The sequence below is a fragment of the Gammaproteobacteria bacterium genome, assembly GCA_030949385.1.
Lineage (GTDB): Bacteria > Pseudomonadota > Gammaproteobacteria > JAUZRS01 > JAUZRS01 > JAUZRS01.
In genome coordinates, this window is sequence record JAUZSP010000002.1 from 165,596 (window position 1) to 182,047 (window position 16,452).

Sequence of the window (16,452 nt, forward strand, 5' to 3'; positions counted from 1 at the left end):
GGCGTTGTCTGAAAAAAACAGAACAATAATAGGAATAAAAACAAATGTTCAAATTAACCTTGGCGCGATTAGAGGGTTTATTACTGACTGCCTGTGATGATTTGCGCGGCAGTATGGATGCGTCTGAATACAAAGAGTACATCTTTGGCATGTTGTTTCTCAAACGTGCCAGTGATCTGTTTGATCAGCGCCAAGCAGAGATGAAAATAGAGCTTGCTGCACAGGGCATGTCCGCCGAAGACATTGAAGAGACATTGAGTGACTCGGATAATTATTCAGGCAAGTACTTTTTTGTTCCAGAGCGGGCGCGTTGGAATCACGCTTGGGCTGAAGAGGTCACTGAAAATGGCGCAACAAAAACGCTTCAGCACCTCGCGCTAAAACACGTCAAGGAAAACGTAGGCACGCAGCTGAATAAAGCACTGGAAGCGATAGAAGACGCGAATCCAGATGCGTTGCAAGATGTTTTGAAAGGCATTAATTTCAACAAAAAAATTGGCCAGCGCACACTTGATGATGACACGCTGGCGGATTTTGTTACCAATTTTGAAAACATCCCACTCAGGGATGAAGACTTTGAATTTCCCGATTTATTGGGTGCCGCTTACGAATGGCTGATAAAGTACTTTGCTGATTCTGCTGGTAAAAAAGCCGGTGAGTTTTATACCCCCGCAGAAGTCGTACGTATTTGTGTCGAGATTTGTGATCCACAAGAAGGCATGAGCGTTTATGATCCAACGGTTGGCTCTGGCGGTATGCTGATTCAAATGCACAACTACCTGAGAGAAAATGGCAGGAGTGCCGATGAAATAGCTCTTTTTGGTCAGGAGAAAATCGGCACCACATGGTCAATTTGTAAAATGAATATGTTGCTGCACGGCATTTCTCATGCGGATATTCGTCAGGAAGATACCCTGCGTGATCCGCAGCATTCCGATGAAAATAACGAACTCAAACGCTTTGATCGTGTGTTAGCCAACCCGCCTTTTAGCCAAAACTACATTAAAAAAGATTTAAAGTTTCCAGGGCGTTTCCCCGTGATGATGCCAGAGAAAGGCAAAAAAGCCGATTTGATGTTCGTGCAACACATGTTGGCGGTATTGAAACATGACGGTCGCTTAGCCTCCGTTATGCCCCACGGTGTGTTGTTTCGGGGGGGTGAAGAACGAGCTGCGCGCCAACATTTTATTGAGCAGGGGTATCTGGAAGCCATTATTGGCTTACCCAGTAACCTGTTTTACGGCACCGGCATTCCTGCTTGCATTTTGGTGATGAATAAACAAGGAGCCACGGAACGTGAGCATGTGTTGTTTATCAATGCCGACCGTGAATACCGTGAAGGCAAAGCACAAAACCATTTACGCCCGGAAGACATAGACAAAATAATTCATGCCTATCGTTCCGGTGATGATATTCCCGCTTACGCCCGTCGCGTACCTAAGGCAGAAATTGCCGCTGAGGAATACAACTGTAATATTCGCCGCTATGTGGATAACGCCCCACCACCAGAACCGCATGATGTGCGCGCCCATTTACACGGGGGTGTGCCGATTATTGAAGTGGATAGCCTTGAGCATTTTTGGTCTAATTATCCAGACTTACGAGCAGACTGTTTTGTAGCAAGAGACGAAACCTATCTCGATGTAGCGCCGGTTATCAATGAAAAACGCGACATTGCTGATTTTGTTAGCACGCATCAAGGCGTAACCACTCGCCATGCAGAGCTAATGCAGCAACTTGAAAACTGGTGGCAAAAAAATCTGCCGATTGTTGAAGCCTTAGCGCCCGACCCAGAAAATCAACACGAACAATCCGGTAATGTTTACCACATGCGCAGTAGCTTGCTCACTAGCATTGCCCTAGAGTTGGCTGAGCAACGGTTACTCACCCCGTCACAGGTGCGCGGTGCGTTTGCCAATTACGTTGAACTGTTGAAAGCCGATTTCAAATCCATTGCCGCCAGTGGTTGGGGAGCAGAGTTAATTCCTGATCAAGAGATATTGCAAAGCCAGTTTCCAGCAGTGCTGGCAGAGCTGGAGAAAGCGCAAGCACGTTTAGCCGAACTGCAAGCTTTGTTTGTCGCCGCCAGTGAAGACGATTTTGAAGACACAGAAGAGAGCGGCGTAATGGCCGGTGAAGAAGTAAAAAATAAAAAAGACGATCTTAAAAAAGCCAATACCGAATGGAAAGCACAGCTTAAAACACTAAAAGCGCTTGCTGGTAATTTATTCATAGAAATTAAAGGCGCAGAGTTATTACCTAAAGGCAACAAAAAAGGTAGTTTTTGCACTGAAGGATTCACGCAAAAAGACCCGCAGTTTGAAAATGGTCAACGTATCATTGACTTAGCCACAGAGGTTAATCATCAATCCGAATACGCTAATCAAATTGTAGACGCAATAACCCAAGGACAATTGGCTTTTGGGCGAGCAGAAACGATCAGCAAAAGTTTAGAGCGCCATAAAATGCTTGAAGATGAAATGAAAGCACTCAACGTCACTATCAAAGCCATAGAAGGCAAGCGCGATGAACTGGTCGAAAGTGCGCGTGCCAAAATCAATAACGATGAAGCCAGAACCGTCATTATTGAACGTTTACGGCAAGTGCTGATGAACACCTACCAAGCTTATTTACGCGCAGATCAACGCGCTTGTATTAAAGCGATTGAGAATTTATGGAGCAAATACGCAGTCACCGCCAAGACCATTGAAGCTGAACGTGATGATGCTTCTAAGAAATTACAGGCGTTTATGGTGGAGTTGGGGTATGAGTGAACAATTACCTCTAGGGTGGGAAAAATATCCAATAAAGAATTTTGTAGGCAAAAACTCGCTGTTTTGTGACGGTGACTGGGTTGAAAGTAAAGACCAAGATGAAGAAGGTAATACTCGCTTAATTCAATTGGGAGACATAGGTGATGGAGTCTTTCTAAATAGATCAAATCGATATATGAATAATATTCAATTCAGTAAATTACGATGCACTGAGTTAAAGAAAGAAGATATTCTGATTGCAAGAATGCCTGACCCCATAGGACGAGCTTGTTTATTCCCAAATGAGGATCAGCGCTGTGTAACAGTCAGCTGATGTGTTAAAAGTTGATATCTCTAGAGCCGATAGTCAGTTGGTTAATGTATTTGATATATTACTCTGACCATGTCAGACGTATATAATAGAAGTTAGCTGATCAGTACAGCGGCCACAACCAGTTAAGCAAGTTATAAGCCAAGGATTGCTAGCGAATATAGGCTGATGATACCCTAAAGTATCGTGAGATTCAAAAGAGAATTGCTGAAATTCTTACAAACCATCGACCAAACCATCGAAAAAACCGAAGCCCTGATTGAAAAATACCAGCAAATAAAAGCCGGTTTAATGCACGACCTGTTTACCCGAGGCATCACCGCCGATGGCAAACTCCGCCCACCCAGAGAACAAGCACCCGAGTTGTATCAAGAAACATCGACTGGCTGGATTCCAAAAGATTGGGGCTACGATCTTTTGGATAATCTTACTGAGCGTGGAAGCGGCCATACCCCGAATAAAAATTTTCCTGAGTATTGGAATGGTGGAGTGAAATGGATTTCTTTGTCTGATTCAAGGCGGCTGGATAATCTCTATATATTAATTGTTGCATATATTCTCGCGTGATATAATTACCTGATGAATAAATCAGAAATACGCAGTCAAAAAAGAAAAGATGTGGTAGAGGCTATCATTATTCGCAATGAATCCATTCATGTGGTTTCTCGGATTTACAATTTACCGAAACGAACCCTGTTTGATTGGTTGTCTCGCTATCGTAGCGGTGGCTGGGATGCTCTTAAAGAAGGCAAAAGAAGTGGTAGAAAAAGGAAAGTGTCAGCTGATGACATGAAATGGCTGTATGACGCCATTACAATGGGAAACCCTCTCAACTACAAATTTGAGTTTTGTTTATGGACGCTCAATATTATTCGAGAATTACTTTTTCTGAAAGAGGTGTGACACTGAGCAAAAGCTCGGTTAGCCGCTTGCTGGGGCACCTTGGCTTGAGTCCACAACGTCCTATTTATAAATCATACAAGCAGGATCCAAAAAGATAGAGCATTATCTTGAGTGTACTTTTCCCGATGTTGTACAAGATGCTAAAAAACGCAATGCGATCATTTACTTTGTAGATGAGGCCTCCATTCGAAGTGATTCACATCGAGGACTCACTTGGGGGAAGATAGGAGAAACACCGGTTGTCAAAGACAGTGGAGGTCGTTTTGGTCTCAATGTGATTAGTGGTATCACACCGCGAGGAGACATGAAATTCAGCTTCATTGAAAAACGAATGAATTCCGCACGATTCACCCAGTTTCTAACGCAACTTCGAGGCGATTCAGGACGTTCCATTGTTGTTATTGTCGATAACGCAAAATATCACCATAGCAAAGAGACACAAGCCTTTGTAGCGAGTCAAAAGGGGTCACCCAAAGGAGAGATTACGATGGCTTTTTACCGGCATATTCTCCGGAATTAAACCCAGATGAACAGGTCTGGAATCATGCTAAGTCTCGTTTATCCAAGTTGCCAATCACCAGCAAAGAGGCAATGAAGAAAAGCTTTCGATCTATCTTGTGTTCTATACAAAAATCCAGATCGTTAATCAAAAGTTTTTTCAAACTGAAAAACACGCTATATATTGGAAAGGCATTAAATTAATGGATAAAATATATTATGCGAAAACTTATGCAACGATTAATAATATAGGCATTCAAAATTCATCTGCTGTTATATACCAAAAAGGTATGGTGGTCATGACCAGAGACGCAGGTGTAGGTAAAAGTGCCATTACGACGGAAACAATGGCGGTTAGTCAGCATTTTATGGCTTGGCGTTGTGGTGCCAAAATGGACAACCATTTTCTTTATTATTGGCTCCAATTTAAAAAACGTATGTTTGAAAATATTGCTATGGGAAGCACTATTGTTACTATTGGTCTTCCATATTTTAAAAGGTTGAAAATTTCAGCACCAATTGACTTAGGCGAACAAGTAGTTATAGGCGGAAAACTAAAATCTATAGATACATATATTTTCGGGTTAAAAGATAATTATCAAAAATTAACATATCAAAAATCTGGCCTAATGCACGATCTCCTCACCGGTAAAGTTCCTGTAACCATAGATGATGGAGTGACTAATGACTATCAAGAGTGAAGGTTTGTCCTCGTTCCCACGCTCCCGCGTGGGAATGCATACGGAGCTTAACTAATGGGTAGAAGTCGATACAAAATAACCGATCCTGAACAGCCTCACTTTATCACCCTAACGGTATTACATTGGATTCCTGTTTTTACACGATCTGAAACCGTCAGTATTTTATTGGAAGCATTAAAATTCTTATCTAAAGAGGGCTTGAAAGTGTATGCCTATGTTGTGTTAGAAAACCATTGCCATTTTATTGTGCAAAGCAAGGCATTGGATCGTGACATTGCCCGCTATAAATCCTATACGGCAAAGAAAATAATTCAATATCTTTCTGAAAACAATGTAAAACAAATTTTAGAGCAGTTAGCTTTTTATAAAAAAGCCCACAAAATTGACCGTGCTTATCAGTTTTGGCAAGAAGGTGTACATCCTGAACTGATTCAAAACGATGAGATGATGAGGCAGAAAATAGATTATATTCATCATAACCCGGTAAAACGGGGTTATGTAGATAAAGCCGAGCATTGGCGCTATTCCAGTGCCAGAGATTATTCGGGGCAGCAGGGATTACTGGAGGTTTGCAGGCAATGGTAAGTACGGTATGCATTCCCACGCGGGAGCGTGGGAACGAGACAGAGCGTTTACAACAAGTTAGTATATAACATGTCTGAATACACTGAAGTCGAACAGCCCTTTCTACAGCAATTAAAATCACTGGGTTGGATCAGTGTTGATCAAGGCCAGGACATTCCGCAAGACCCCAGCAAAAGCTTACGTAAAAACTTCCGTCAATGGTTGTTGCCGGATGTATTTGAAAAGGCCGTTTCAGCGATTAACACCACCAATACAGGTGAAGAGTGGCTTACCAAAAAACAGCTGCATGATTTGCACGATCAAATTTTACGCCAGCCTAACCGTACGTTATTAGAAGCCAATGAAGCCATTCAAAAACTGCTGTTTAAATCTCAGGTAGATGTTAATGAGGTGACCGGGGAGCAAGACCCCGTTGTTAAACTGATTGATTTTGATCAGCCTGAAAAAAATACCTTCCATGTGATCAATCAATTCCGACTTGATACGCCCAGTTGTGTCAAGCAGTTCATCATTCCTGATATTGTCTTGTTTGTAAATGGTTTGCCGCTGATTGTGGTGGAGTGCAAAAAAGGCGGTACAACCTGCGCCAACCCCATGCGAGAAGCCTTTGAGCAACTTCAGCGGTATATGAATCAGCGCAAGGCGACACAACAGCAAGGCTTGAAAGAAGGTGAACCCAGACTTTTTCATAGCGTGATGCTGCTGATTAGAAGTTGTGGCCTAGAGGCGGACTATGGAACGATTACATCGGGTGTTGAGCATTTCTTTTCCTGGAAAACGCAGTGGCCGCTGCCCGAGATAAAGTCAGGTGATGCGAGTGTGGCAGGCATGAATCAACAGCAACAACTGATTTGTGGCATGTTGAATAAAACCAACCTGCTTAATATATTACGGACCTCAACCGTATTTATGGACACAGGCGCTGGGCCGCGCATTAAAGTCGTGTGTCGTTACCCACAATTTCGTGCGGCGAATAAAATCATTGAGCGCTTACGCAAGGGTCAAAACGCGCTAGAAAAAAGCGGTGTGGTCTGGCATACCCAAGGCTCAGGTAAAAGTTTAACCATGGTATTTGTTGCGCGAATGCTTCGAGTTTCAAGAGATTTAAAGGATTACAAAATAATATTAATTAATGACCGTGTGAATTTAGAAAATCAACTGGCCGCAACAGCCACGCTTATTGGTGGGCGTGTCAACATCATCAACAGCAAAAAAAGCCTGCGCGAAGACCTATCGACTGACCGTTCAGACATTAATATGGTGATGATGCACAAGTTTCAGTTGCGTGATGAAAATTTACCGCTCAAAGTCGCTGAGGCGTTGGGTACTTACCAGGCTATGCCTAACAATAAAACCTTTGGCGTGGTGAATGAGTCATCGCGTATTGTGTTGATGATAGATGAAGCTCACCGCACGCAAAGCTCGGATTTGGGTGATAACATTTTTGAAGCCTTTCCCAATGCGGCACGCATTGCCTTTACCGGAACGCCTTTAATCACTAAACGGCACGGTGAAAAGAAAACTAAAAAACGTTTTGGCGATTACATTGATACTTATCGTTTGATGGATGCGGTTAATGATGGTGCAACCTTGCAGATATTATACGAAGGGCGCACGGCAGATTCTGCCCTAAATGATAAAGCGGGCTTTGAAGCAGAGTTTGAAAATCTGTTTAAAGATCGAAGTGATGAAGAGCTGTTGGCGATTAAAAAGAAATACGGCGCGACTGGCGATATTTTAGAGGCGGAACAACGCATAAATGCAATTGCCAAAGATATGGTTAATCACTATATCGAGCAGATATTACCAAATGGTTTTAAGGCGCAAGTAGTCTGTCATTCAAAGCTGGCGGCGGTTCGTTATCAAGCTGCAATAGCCAAAGAACTTGAAGCGCGTGTAAACGTTTTAAAGTTAGAGTCTGAACCCAATGAAGAGCTGATTAAAAAGGTATCTTTTCTCAAAGCTGCCGTTGTTATCTCAGGTGATGGAACCAATGAGGCGGCGTATATTACCGCAGCAAGAAAACAGGCAAAGGCATGGAATGCGGTTGATAATTTTTGTCGTTCTTTTGCGATAGATGATCCAGACAAATCGTACACAGGGATAGCCTTTCTTATTGTTTGCGACATGTTAATGACTGGCTTTGATGCGCCAATAGAACAAGTGATGTACATAGATAAAAAAATTCGAGAACATACCTTGCTGCAAGCCATTGCGCGTACCAATCGAGTCAAAAAAGGTAAAGATAGGGGTTATGTGGTTGATTATATTGGCTTAACAGAAAACTTAACGACGGCATTGAGCTTGTATTCTGAGACCGATGAGCTGCAAGAATTGGCGCAAGGTTTAAAAAATATCAGTTCCGAAATGCCCGTACTAGAAGAGCGTTATCAGCGGTTGCTGCAATTATTTAGCAAAAACAAAATTGCACAAGTTGAGGCTTACGTACAAGGTAAGTTGTTAACGATTGAATTAGATGCGGCAGTCGTACATGAAGCAGTAAAACTATTAAAAAATGAAAGAATTCGTGCTGACTTCGACGTGTATTTGAAAAAGTTCTTAATGAGTATGGATATTGTTCTTCCGCATCAATCAGCCCAGCCTTATCGTATACCGGCAAAGCGTTTTGCTTACATATTGCGTGTTGCAAAAGAACGCTACAAAGATACCAGCCTGAGTCTTGGCGATGCAGGTGAAAAGGTTAAAAACTTAATTAATGAGCATTTAATCAGTTTAGGTATTGATCCAAAAGTGGCTCCTATTGAGTTGCTGGCCGATAATTTTATAGAAAACCTAAATAGACATGCGCAAGGTAATGCAGCTGCTAAAGCCAGTGAGATGGAACACGCGATTCGGAAACACTGTACGGTTCATAATGACGAAGACCCTGAGTTTTATAAAAGTTTAGCGGAGAAGGTGGAGAACCTAATTGATCAACACCAAGAAGATTGGGTGAAATTAGCCGAAGCACTGGAAAAGTTGCGCACTGTGGCTCTTGAAGGTCGTAAAGCGGGTGAAGAAGGTATGAGCAAAGAAGCGACGACCTTCTATGAACATATTGCGAATGAAACCTTTGAGAATGGTGAAGTACCAGACAATGCTAAATCTAAAATGAAGGGGCTGATGGAGGCCATTGTTGAAATAGTGCAAAACAGCATTGGCAGTATTGATTTTTGGCGTAATGCGGATAAACAAAAGAAAACCCGCAGTGACATTAAAACCGCGTTAATGCTAACGAATATTGATGAGCTTAAGAAAAACCGTGAGCGTGTGGCGATTGAGATTATGAAGCTGGCAAAGAACCGTCATGATGAACTTGTTCGGGGGATGTCTGAGGCTAAGCCCGTATGAAGGTAAGGCGAATAAGAGACATTGATTATCAGTTGTTAGCCGGTCGTGATCGAAAAACAACGGATATTGTGATTGAACGTAATGGCTCTGTTGTGGTGCGCCCGCCGTTGGACTACAGCCCTGAACAAGTGGATGCCGTCGTTGACAGTAAACGCCTCTGGATTTACAAAAACCTTGCTGCATGGCGAGAACTAAATGCAACCGCAGTTATGCGTGAATGGGTCAATGGTGAGACCTTTTTATACCTTGGGCGATTGTATCGTTTGTCCTTGGTGAGTGAGCAGGAGAGTAGCCTAAAACTAAAAGCAGGGCGTTTTTGTTTGCGGCGCGACCTTATAGAAAAAGGGGGGGCTGCTGCTGCTAAAAATGCTTTTAAAGACTACTATGTTGACAAAGGCTTGGTGCGTATCAGGCAGCGGGTGGCATCCCTTGCGGCTAAGGTGGGGGTTGAACCGGCTACGGTTAAGATAAAAGAGATGAATTATCGTTGGGCCAGTTGCAGTAGAAATAATGCGCTGCTTTTTCATTGGAAGTGCATGATGGCCCCGCCGAAAATAATAGATTATATCGTTGTACATGAGCTTTGCCACATACATCAACGCAATCATACGGATGCTTTTTGGAATGAAGTGGATAAGGTGATGCCTGATTACCGTGAACGAAAAAGTTGGTTAAAAACAAACGGCGCTTACATGGATCTTTAGTGGCCTGTCATAAAAGCGTCATACTTTTCGGTTTTAATGGTTTTTTTACGATTGTTTGAGAATGACCGTCATGCTGACCCATTTACTTGTGGTTGAAGATGAAACCGCTGTTCAGGAGATGCTGAGCTTTACTCTGAACCGTGCGGGGTTTGATGTTGCGCTGGCGGACAGCGCTCAGAGTCTGTTTGCCAGTGTTGCTCATCGGGTGCCGGATCTGATTTTAATGGATTGGATGCTGTCCGATGTGAGTGGCATTGAGCTGGTAAGGCGGCTTAAAAAAGAGCCGTTGAGTGCTGAGATCCCCATTATTATGTTGACCGCAAGGGTGCAGGAGGACGACAAAGTTCATGGTCTGAACGCCGGTGCAGACGATTATGTTACTAAGCCCTTTTCTCCCAAAGAGCTGGTGGCGCGCATTCACGCGTTGTTGCGGCGCAGCACGGGGCAATCGGATGACGGCGTGTTGCGGGTTGGACGCTTGAGTTTGGATCGGCGTTCTCATCGTGTGTTGGTGGAGGATAAGCCGGTTTCACTGGGACCGATTGAATTTAAATTACTGCGCTTTTTTATGTCTCATAGGGAACGGGTTTACAGTCGCAGCCAACTGTTGGATCAGGTCTGGGGACAGAGTACCTACGTAGAAGAGCGCACCGTCGATGTTCATGTCTTACGTTTGCGTAAAGTGCTTTCGCCTTTTGATTTGGATGGTCTGATTCAGACGGTTCGAGGCGCAGGTTATCGTTTTTCGAAACAGACGTAATGAATGTCTCTGTTTGGCGAGCTGAGTTGCAAAAGCAGCTGCTGTGGTTGATGTTGTTGTGGCTGTTTTTGCTGTGGTTATTGGGTGACGGTGTTTGGGCTTTGAATCTGGCGTTGTTGTTTTATATCGCTTGGAATCTACGTCAGTTGTATAAAGTGAATCGTTGGTTGGTTGAGGGAGGAAAGTTAAAACAAACCCCTGAATCTAAAGGGTTGTGGGAACATCTGATTCAGCAGATGTATCAAACCCAGCAGAAAAATCGGCTGCGTAAGCAGCGCTTGGCAAAAGTGTTGAAACGCTTTCATCGTTCTTTGGAGGCGATTCCCGATGCCACTATTGTGTTGCACAACCACGGTGAAATTGAGTGGGCCAATCAGGCTGCTGCACACTTGTTAAACATTCAAAACCCTCATGATCACGGTCAACGCATTGATAATTTGATTCGTGATCCGGCCTTTCATGATTACATTCATCGGGGGGATTTCAGTCACAGTTTGGATATCCCTTCTCCTGTTATGAATCAAGTGGAGCTTAACATTCGTATTGTGCCTTTTGATGAAGGGCATCTGTTGACGGTGCGTGATGTTAGTGATTTTCAGCGTTTGCAGAGCGTTCGGCGTGAGTTTGTGGCTAATGTCTCCCATGAATTGAGAACGCCGTTGACGGTGATTCGAGGTTACGTTGAAGCGCTGAATGACGATCCCTTGCCCGCTGAAAGTCAACAGGGCGTGAGAGCGATTCAGCGTCAAACCCTGCGTATGCAGGAGATCGTGGATGATTTGTTGACGCTTTCCCGTTTGGAAATGGAGCCTTTGGATTTACAGGAAGAGTGGTTGGATGTGCCGGTGCTGTTGGAGTCTCTCTGTGAAGACGCACGTCGTTTAAGCGCTCAGCGTCAGCATGTGATTCAGCTCTCTTGCCAACCGCTGCGGTTGTTGGGCAATCGGGCGGAGCTGAACAGTCTGTTTTCCAATTTGATCTATAACGCCGTTCAGCATACTCCTGAGGGGTGCCGTATTTTTGTGAAGTGGTGCGCTGAAGGTGAGGCTGCGCGGTTTTCTGTGCGGGATAAGGGCGTGGGTATTGAAGCGCAGAATCTATCCCGTTTGACGGAACGTTTTTATCGTGTGGATGCCGGTCGTTCACGCGATAAAGGCGGCACGGGGTTGGGTCTTTCCATTGTGAAGCACATTTTGGCGCGCCACGGCTCTTATCTGGAAGTGGAGAGTCAGCGCAGTAAGGGCAGTACGTTTGCGTGTTCTTTTTCTGCTGAGCGGGTTTCTGCACTTGCAGCGCTGGGTGGTCGTGCATAATCAGATCGCCGTTCGGTGTTCTGTCACAATTTGTTCACATAATATTTATCGTGTTGTCATCTGTGTGGCGCACACTTTTGCAGACTCATTAAACAAGAAGGTGTTCTCAATGTTCATGAAAACGGTGTGTGCGGCGCTCGGTGCCAGTTTTTGTTTGGCAACCCCCGTGTTGGCGGGGGTTAAGGTGGATCCGGCTTTGCCGGATTACAGCATCAGTCGCGGTGTTTCTGGCAGCATTTCCAGTGTGGGGTCAGATACCTTGGCGAACTTGATGACCCTGTGGGCCGAAGGCTTTAAGCGTTATTATCCCAATGTGAACATTCAAATTCAGGCGGCGGGTTCTTCCACTGCGCCTCCGGCTTTGACAGAGGCGACCTCCAATTTAGGGCCGATGAGTCGCAAGATGAAGCACAAAGAGCTGGCGTCCTTTGAAAAGCGCTACGGTTATAAACCCACCGCCATTCCGGTGGCCATTGATGCCTTGGCGGTTTATGTTCATAAAGACAACCCCATCAAGGGCATGAGCATTGCTGATGTGGATGCTATTTTTTCCAGCACTCGCAAATGCGGTGCGGCGAAAGAGGTTAAAAAATGGGGGGATGTGGGTTTGAGTGGCTCATGGCGGCAACGCCGAGTGCAAATTTACGGCCGTAACTCGGTTTCCGGTACCTACGGTTATTTTAAGAAAAAAGCCCTCTGTAAAGGCGATTATAAAAATGGGGTCAATGAGCAGCCCGGTTCGGCTTCAGTGGTTCAATCGGTCTCCTCGTCTTTGAATGGCATCGGTTATTCGGGTATCGGCTATAAAACATCCGGTGTGCGCGCAGTGCCTTTGGCTAAAAAAGTAGGCGGTGAGTTTATTGTGGCCAGTCCAGAAAATGCGATCAATAAGCGTTATCCATTGGCGCGCTTCCTTTACGTTTACGTTAATAAACACCCCAACAAACCCCTGCCACCTCTGGAGCGCGAATTTATTAAAATGGTGCTTTCTAAGGAGGGTCAAGGCGTGGTATTGAAAGACGGTTACATTCCTCTGCCTGCCAAAGTGGTGCAGAAAATTTTGCATAAATTACACTAATTCAGTGCGGATGGAGATGAAAACATGGCTAAAAAAATGATGAAAAACAGTGTGTCTGTGCTGAGTGCCTTGGTGTTAGTCGTGGCATCAGCAACCTCGATGGCAGGTGGTGTTGATGTGGCGAACAGTGATAATGGGCGCTTAAAATTGAGCAGCAAGCTCTTTTTGGGGCTCGCTCAGCAACGTGCGGAAAAAAACGGCGTTACCAGTAAAGAGGCAATAGGGGTTTCGTTGGATCGAGCGTATTTTGCTTTAAAGTATAAAATTGATCCGGTGTGGAGTTTGGGCTTCACCAGTGATGCGACGGTGGATACCAATTTGAGCAGCAAGCAGACGCGCCTTTATGTTAAAAAAGCCTATCTGAAAGGCAAACTTGCCAGAGAAGCTCAGCTTCGTTTGGGTGTGATTGCTACACCTTGGGTTGGGTATGAGGATAAATTATTTAAACACCGTTACGTTTCCAAAAGTTACGTTGATCGGAAAAAATTTGACAGTTCTGCCGATGCCGGTGTGGCCTTGGCGGGTAAGTTGGGTGCGGGTTTTCTCTCCTACGATGTGGCAATGGTGAACGGTGCGGGGTACAGCAAAATTTCACCGTCACAGACAATGGATCTCAATATGCGGGTCGGAATTTATCCTGTGAAAGGGTTGACGCTGGATGCCAATTACCGCGATGGTTATTTGGGGCATAAAAAATTAGGCGTGCTGGATGCACCGAAGCAAACCACGCTGCAAACCTTGGCCACCTTTGGCGGTGCTGCGTATCGCATTGGTGTTGGGTATGTGAATCACGAAAAGGTGGCGGGTTCCGTTACCAGCACGGATATTGGGGTGATTGCCTGGGGGTGGTTGAAGCTTAATAAATGGGGCGCGTTTGCCCGTTTTGAACAGACCGACACCGATCAGAGCGGCGTGAGTGTGACCGAGCAAGAGAGTCGTTATGTGGTGGGGGCTGAGTATGCTTACAACAAGCAGGTGCGGTTTTCTCTGGCTGTGGATCACGCCAATACAGATCAAGCGGGGTTTGTTACGGGGGAAACAGAAACAAAAGATCGCGTGGGTTTGTACAGCGTAGTTAAATTTTAATAGGCTATTAACTCCTCTTTGCCCTCACTTGTGAGGGCTTTTTTTTGCTCATTTTTGACACGTCATTAAACTGTTACACAACGTTTGTATTCTGCTCACATGAGCGAACTACTGTCATCTAAAACAAACTCCTTATTCAGTGAGCGCAGTAAACAGCGCCGTAAACTGAGGTCTTTCAAAGAGCATTTGGCGCGTTATTTGGTCGCTGTCGGTGGCATTGGCGTGATTGCGGCTATTGTGCTGATTTTTGTCTATTTGCTGTACGTGGTGTTTCCGATTTTTTTGCCTGCCAGCATGGAGCCATTGCAGCGTTACAGTTTAGAAACGCAAGGCAAAGGGATTTATCTCGCACTGGAAGAGCAAAATGAGGTGGCGCTGCGCATTGATGAGCAGGGCAACGTGCTCTTTTTTGCAACGCACAGCGGTAAAACGGTGCATAAAGAGCGCCTGCCTCTGCCCGCTGGCACGCAGATCAGCAGCATGGTGGAGGTGGATGCCAATCAAGGCCTGTTGGCGTTTGGTCTGGACAGTGGTGCGGTGTTGCTGGCCAAACCGCAGTATCAGATCAGCTACCCCAATGATGTGCGCCACATTACACCGAAGATGGCGTACCCCTTTGGTGATGAGGCGCTGATCCTTCGAGAGGACGGCTCGGCGGTTGAAACATTGGCGGTGGGTAACAGCGAGGAGAGCATCAGTTTTTTGAGTTACAACGCCAGCGCTGGCTTGGTGTTGAATTATTACCTCAAAGAAGAAGATTTGATGGAGGAGGGTTTCACACTGGAAGAACAAAGTGTGGCACACCTTGATTATGCTCAAACGGTGTCACGTTTGCAGTTGGATGCAGAGCAGCAATTTGCCTTTGTGGCCACCGCTGAAGGGGTATTAACGGTTTTTTCTCTGGCAGATAAAAGCGAACCAGAGATGAGCCAGCGAGTGCATTTGCTGGCAGGCGGTGCGCGTTTGAGTCGTTTGGATTTTTTGCTGGGTTCTTTGTCGCTGCTGGTGTCAGACAGCAAGGGCACTATCTCTCAGTGGTTTATGAGCAGAGATGCCCAAAATGCCTTTCAGTTGACGCACATTCGTCAATTTGAGCCGATGGTAAGCGGGGTTCAACTGCTGCATTCTGAGCAGCGGCGTAAGGGCTTTGTGGCGCTGGATCAAACGGGGCAGGTGGCGCTTTATCACAGCACCTCTGAGCGTTTGGTGTTGAGCCAACCTTTGTTAGACAGATCGCCGCAGCTGATGGCTTTGTCACCCCGAGCCAACCGCCTATTGTTGGAAAGTGATGATGGCGTGATTGATCTTTGGTCAATTGACAACGAGCACCCTGAGATTTCTTGGAGTGCTTTGTGGGATGAAGTGTGGTACGAGAGCTATTCTGAGCCGGATTATGTCTGGCAATCTTCTTCGGCTAGCAATGATTTTGAACCTAAATTCAGTTTGGTTCCACTGACCTTTGGCACCATTAAGGCGGCTTTTTATGCCATGTTGATGGCGATGCCATTGGCTATTTTTGGTGCTATTTATACCGCTTATTTTATGGCTCCGTCGATGCGTAAAGTGGTTAAGCCGACGATTGAAATTATGGAGGCGTTGCCCACGGTGATTTTGGGCTTTTTGGCCGGTCTCTGGCTTGCACCTTTTGCTGAGGCAAATCTGCCAGGCATCTTTACCCTGTTGTTGCTGATGCCCCTTGGGATGCTGTTGTTTGCCTACGCTTGGACGCATTGGTTGCCCAAGCGAGTGCAACAGTGTGTGCCAGACGGTTGGCAGGCAGCACTCTTGATGCCGGTTGTTATTGTGGTGGGGTGGGGCAGCATCGCATTGAGTCCGACCCTGGGAGGGGCTGTTGTTTGATGGCAATATGCAGATGTGGATGCAGCATGAATTGGGCATCGGTTTTGATCAACGTAATGCACTGATTGTTGGTTTGGCGATGGGTTTTGCGGTGATTCCGACCATCTTTTCCATTACCGAAGATGCGATTTTCAGTGTGCCAAAACACCTCAGTTACGGCTCTTTGGCTTTGGGAGCAACGCCGTGGCAGACCTTGATTCGAGTGGTGCTGTTGACCGCCAGTCCGGGAATTTTTTCAGCGGTGATGATCGGTTTGGGGCGCGCGGTGGGGGAAACCATGATTGTCTTAATGGCGACGGGCAATACACCGATTATGGATTTCAGCGTTTTTGAGGGCATGAGGACGTTGTCGGCCAATATTGCCGTGGAGGTACCAGAAGCGGAGCTGAACAGTTCGCACTACCGAATTTTGTTTTTGGCCGCGTTGGTGTTGTTTATGGTGACCTTTGTCTTTAATTCCGTAGCGGAGCTGGTGCGTCAGCGGTTGCGCGACAAATACAGTAATTTGTAAGGGCAAGGATAAAATGAA

General features: G+C 45.5%; 12 protein-coding genes and 1 pseudogene. All 13 read left to right on the top strand.

Annotation, left to right across the window (positions count from 1 at the left end; genetic code table 11):
- Positions 1–44: 44 nt before the first annotated feature.
- The 13 genes and pseudogenes from Q9O24_02815 to Q9O24_02875 all read left to right on the top strand — a co-directional run bounded on the left by Q9O24_02815 (position 45) and on the right by Q9O24_02875 (position 16,434).
- Positions 45–2,774 carry a class I SAM-dependent DNA methyltransferase gene (locus tag Q9O24_02815; GenBank protein MDQ7074087.1) on the top strand — a complete coding sequence of 910 codons (2,730 nt, stop codon included), beginning with the start codon at positions 45–47 and terminating at the stop codon, positions 2,772–2,774.
- Complete coding sequence (locus tag Q9O24_02820; protein ID MDQ7074088.1) at positions 2,767–3,087, top strand: hypothetical protein; 321 nt, start codon at positions 2,767–2,769, stop codon at positions 3,085–3,087. The genes Q9O24_02815 and Q9O24_02820 overlap by 8 nt, the downstream gene beginning before the upstream one ends.
- 201 nt (positions 3,088–3,288) lie before the next feature.
- Positions 3,289–3,651 (top strand): hypothetical protein, encoded by a 363-nt coding sequence (locus Q9O24_02825; protein ID MDQ7074089.1) that lies wholly within the window; start codon positions 3,289–3,291, stop codon positions 3,649–3,651.
- A 12-nt stretch (positions 3,652–3,663) separates the two neighbouring features.
- Complete coding sequence (locus tag Q9O24_02830) at positions 3,664–3,987, top strand: helix-turn-helix domain-containing protein (GenBank protein MDQ7074090.1); 324 nt, start codon at positions 3,664–3,666, stop codon at positions 3,985–3,987.
- Positions 3,988–4,688: 701 nt separating this feature from the next.
- A complete protein-coding gene (locus tag Q9O24_02835; GenBank protein MDQ7074091.1) occupies positions 4,689–5,186 on the top strand; it encodes a restriction endonuclease subunit S in 498 nt (165 codons plus the stop codon).
- Positions 5,187–5,240: 54 nt separating this feature from the next.
- The gene (locus Q9O24_02840) at positions 5,241–5,771 is read left to right on the top strand and encodes a transposase (GenBank protein MDQ7074092.1); all 531 of its coding nucleotides are present in this window, start codon (positions 5,241–5,243) and stop codon (positions 5,769–5,771) included.
- Positions 5,772–5,840: 69 nt separating this feature from the next.
- A complete protein-coding gene (locus Q9O24_02845) occupies positions 5,841–9,122 on the top strand; it encodes an HsdR family type I site-specific deoxyribonuclease (GenBank protein ID MDQ7074093.1) in 3,282 nt (1,093 codons plus the stop codon).
- Positions 9,119–9,826 (top strand): SprT family zinc-dependent metalloprotease, encoded by a 708-nt coding sequence (locus tag Q9O24_02850; GenBank protein MDQ7074094.1) that lies wholly within the window; start codon positions 9,119–9,121, stop codon positions 9,824–9,826. Before Q9O24_02845 ends, Q9O24_02850 begins: the two co-directional genes overlap by 4 nt.
- 70 nt (positions 9,827–9,896) lie before the next feature.
- Complete coding sequence (gene phoB / locus Q9O24_02855) at positions 9,897–10,586, top strand: phosphate regulon transcriptional regulator PhoB (protein ID MDQ7074095.1); 690 nt, start codon at positions 9,897–9,899, stop codon at positions 10,584–10,586.
- Complete coding sequence (gene phoR / locus Q9O24_02860; GenBank protein ID MDQ7074096.1) at positions 10,586–11,899, top strand: phosphate regulon sensor histidine kinase PhoR; 1,314 nt, start codon at positions 10,586–10,588, stop codon at positions 11,897–11,899. Before phoB ends, phoR begins: the two co-directional genes overlap by 1 nt.
- A 109-nt stretch (positions 11,900–12,008) precedes the next feature.
- Entirely contained in the window at positions 12,009–12,977 is a 969-nt protein-coding gene (locus Q9O24_02865; protein MDQ7074097.1) for a phosphate ABC transporter substrate-binding protein PstS family protein, read from the top strand.
- Between the two features lie 24 nt (positions 12,978–13,001).
- On the top strand, positions 13,002–14,063 hold the full coding sequence (locus Q9O24_02870) for a hypothetical protein (GenBank protein MDQ7074098.1): 1,062 nt from the start codon (positions 13,002–13,004) through the stop codon (positions 14,061–14,063).
- Between the two features lie 99 nt (positions 14,064–14,162).
- Positions 14,163–16,434 (top strand): annotated as a pseudogene (locus Q9O24_02875) (ABC transporter permease subunit).
- Positions 16,435–16,452: the final 18 nt, after the last annotated feature.

Coding starts and splice junctions, on each gene's coding strand:
- Q9O24_02845 (MDQ7074093.1), top strand. CDS start 5,841: ATGTCTGAATACACTGAAGTCGAACAGCCCTTTCTACAGCAATTAAAA.
- Q9O24_02835 (MDQ7074091.1), top strand. CDS start 4,689: ATGGATAAAATATATTATGCGAAAACTTATGCAACGATTAATAATATA.
- Q9O24_02870 (MDQ7074098.1), top strand. CDS start 13,002: ATGGCTAAAAAAATGATGAAAAACAGTGTGTCTGTGCTGAGTGCCTTG.
- Q9O24_02840 (MDQ7074092.1), top strand. CDS start 5,241: ATGGGTAGAAGTCGATACAAAATAACCGATCCTGAACAGCCTCACTTT.
- Q9O24_02815 (MDQ7074087.1), top strand. CDS start 45: ATGTTCAAATTAACCTTGGCGCGATTAGAGGGTTTATTACTGACTGCC.
- Q9O24_02850 (MDQ7074094.1), top strand. CDS start 9,119: ATGAAGGTAAGGCGAATAAGAGACATTGATTATCAGTTGTTAGCCGGT.
- phoR (MDQ7074096.1), top strand. CDS start 10,586: ATGAATGTCTCTGTTTGGCGAGCTGAGTTGCAAAAGCAGCTGCTGTGG.
- phoB (MDQ7074095.1), top strand. CDS start 9,897: ATGCTGACCCATTTACTTGTGGTTGAAGATGAAACCGCTGTTCAGGAG.
- Q9O24_02865 (MDQ7074097.1), top strand. CDS start 12,009: ATGTTCATGAAAACGGTGTGTGCGGCGCTCGGTGCCAGTTTTTGTTTG.
- Q9O24_02830 (MDQ7074090.1), top strand. CDS start 3,664: ATGAATAAATCAGAAATACGCAGTCAAAAAAGAAAAGATGTGGTAGAG.
- Q9O24_02820 (MDQ7074088.1), top strand. CDS start 2,767: ATGAGTGAACAATTACCTCTAGGGTGGGAAAAATATCCAATAAAGAAT.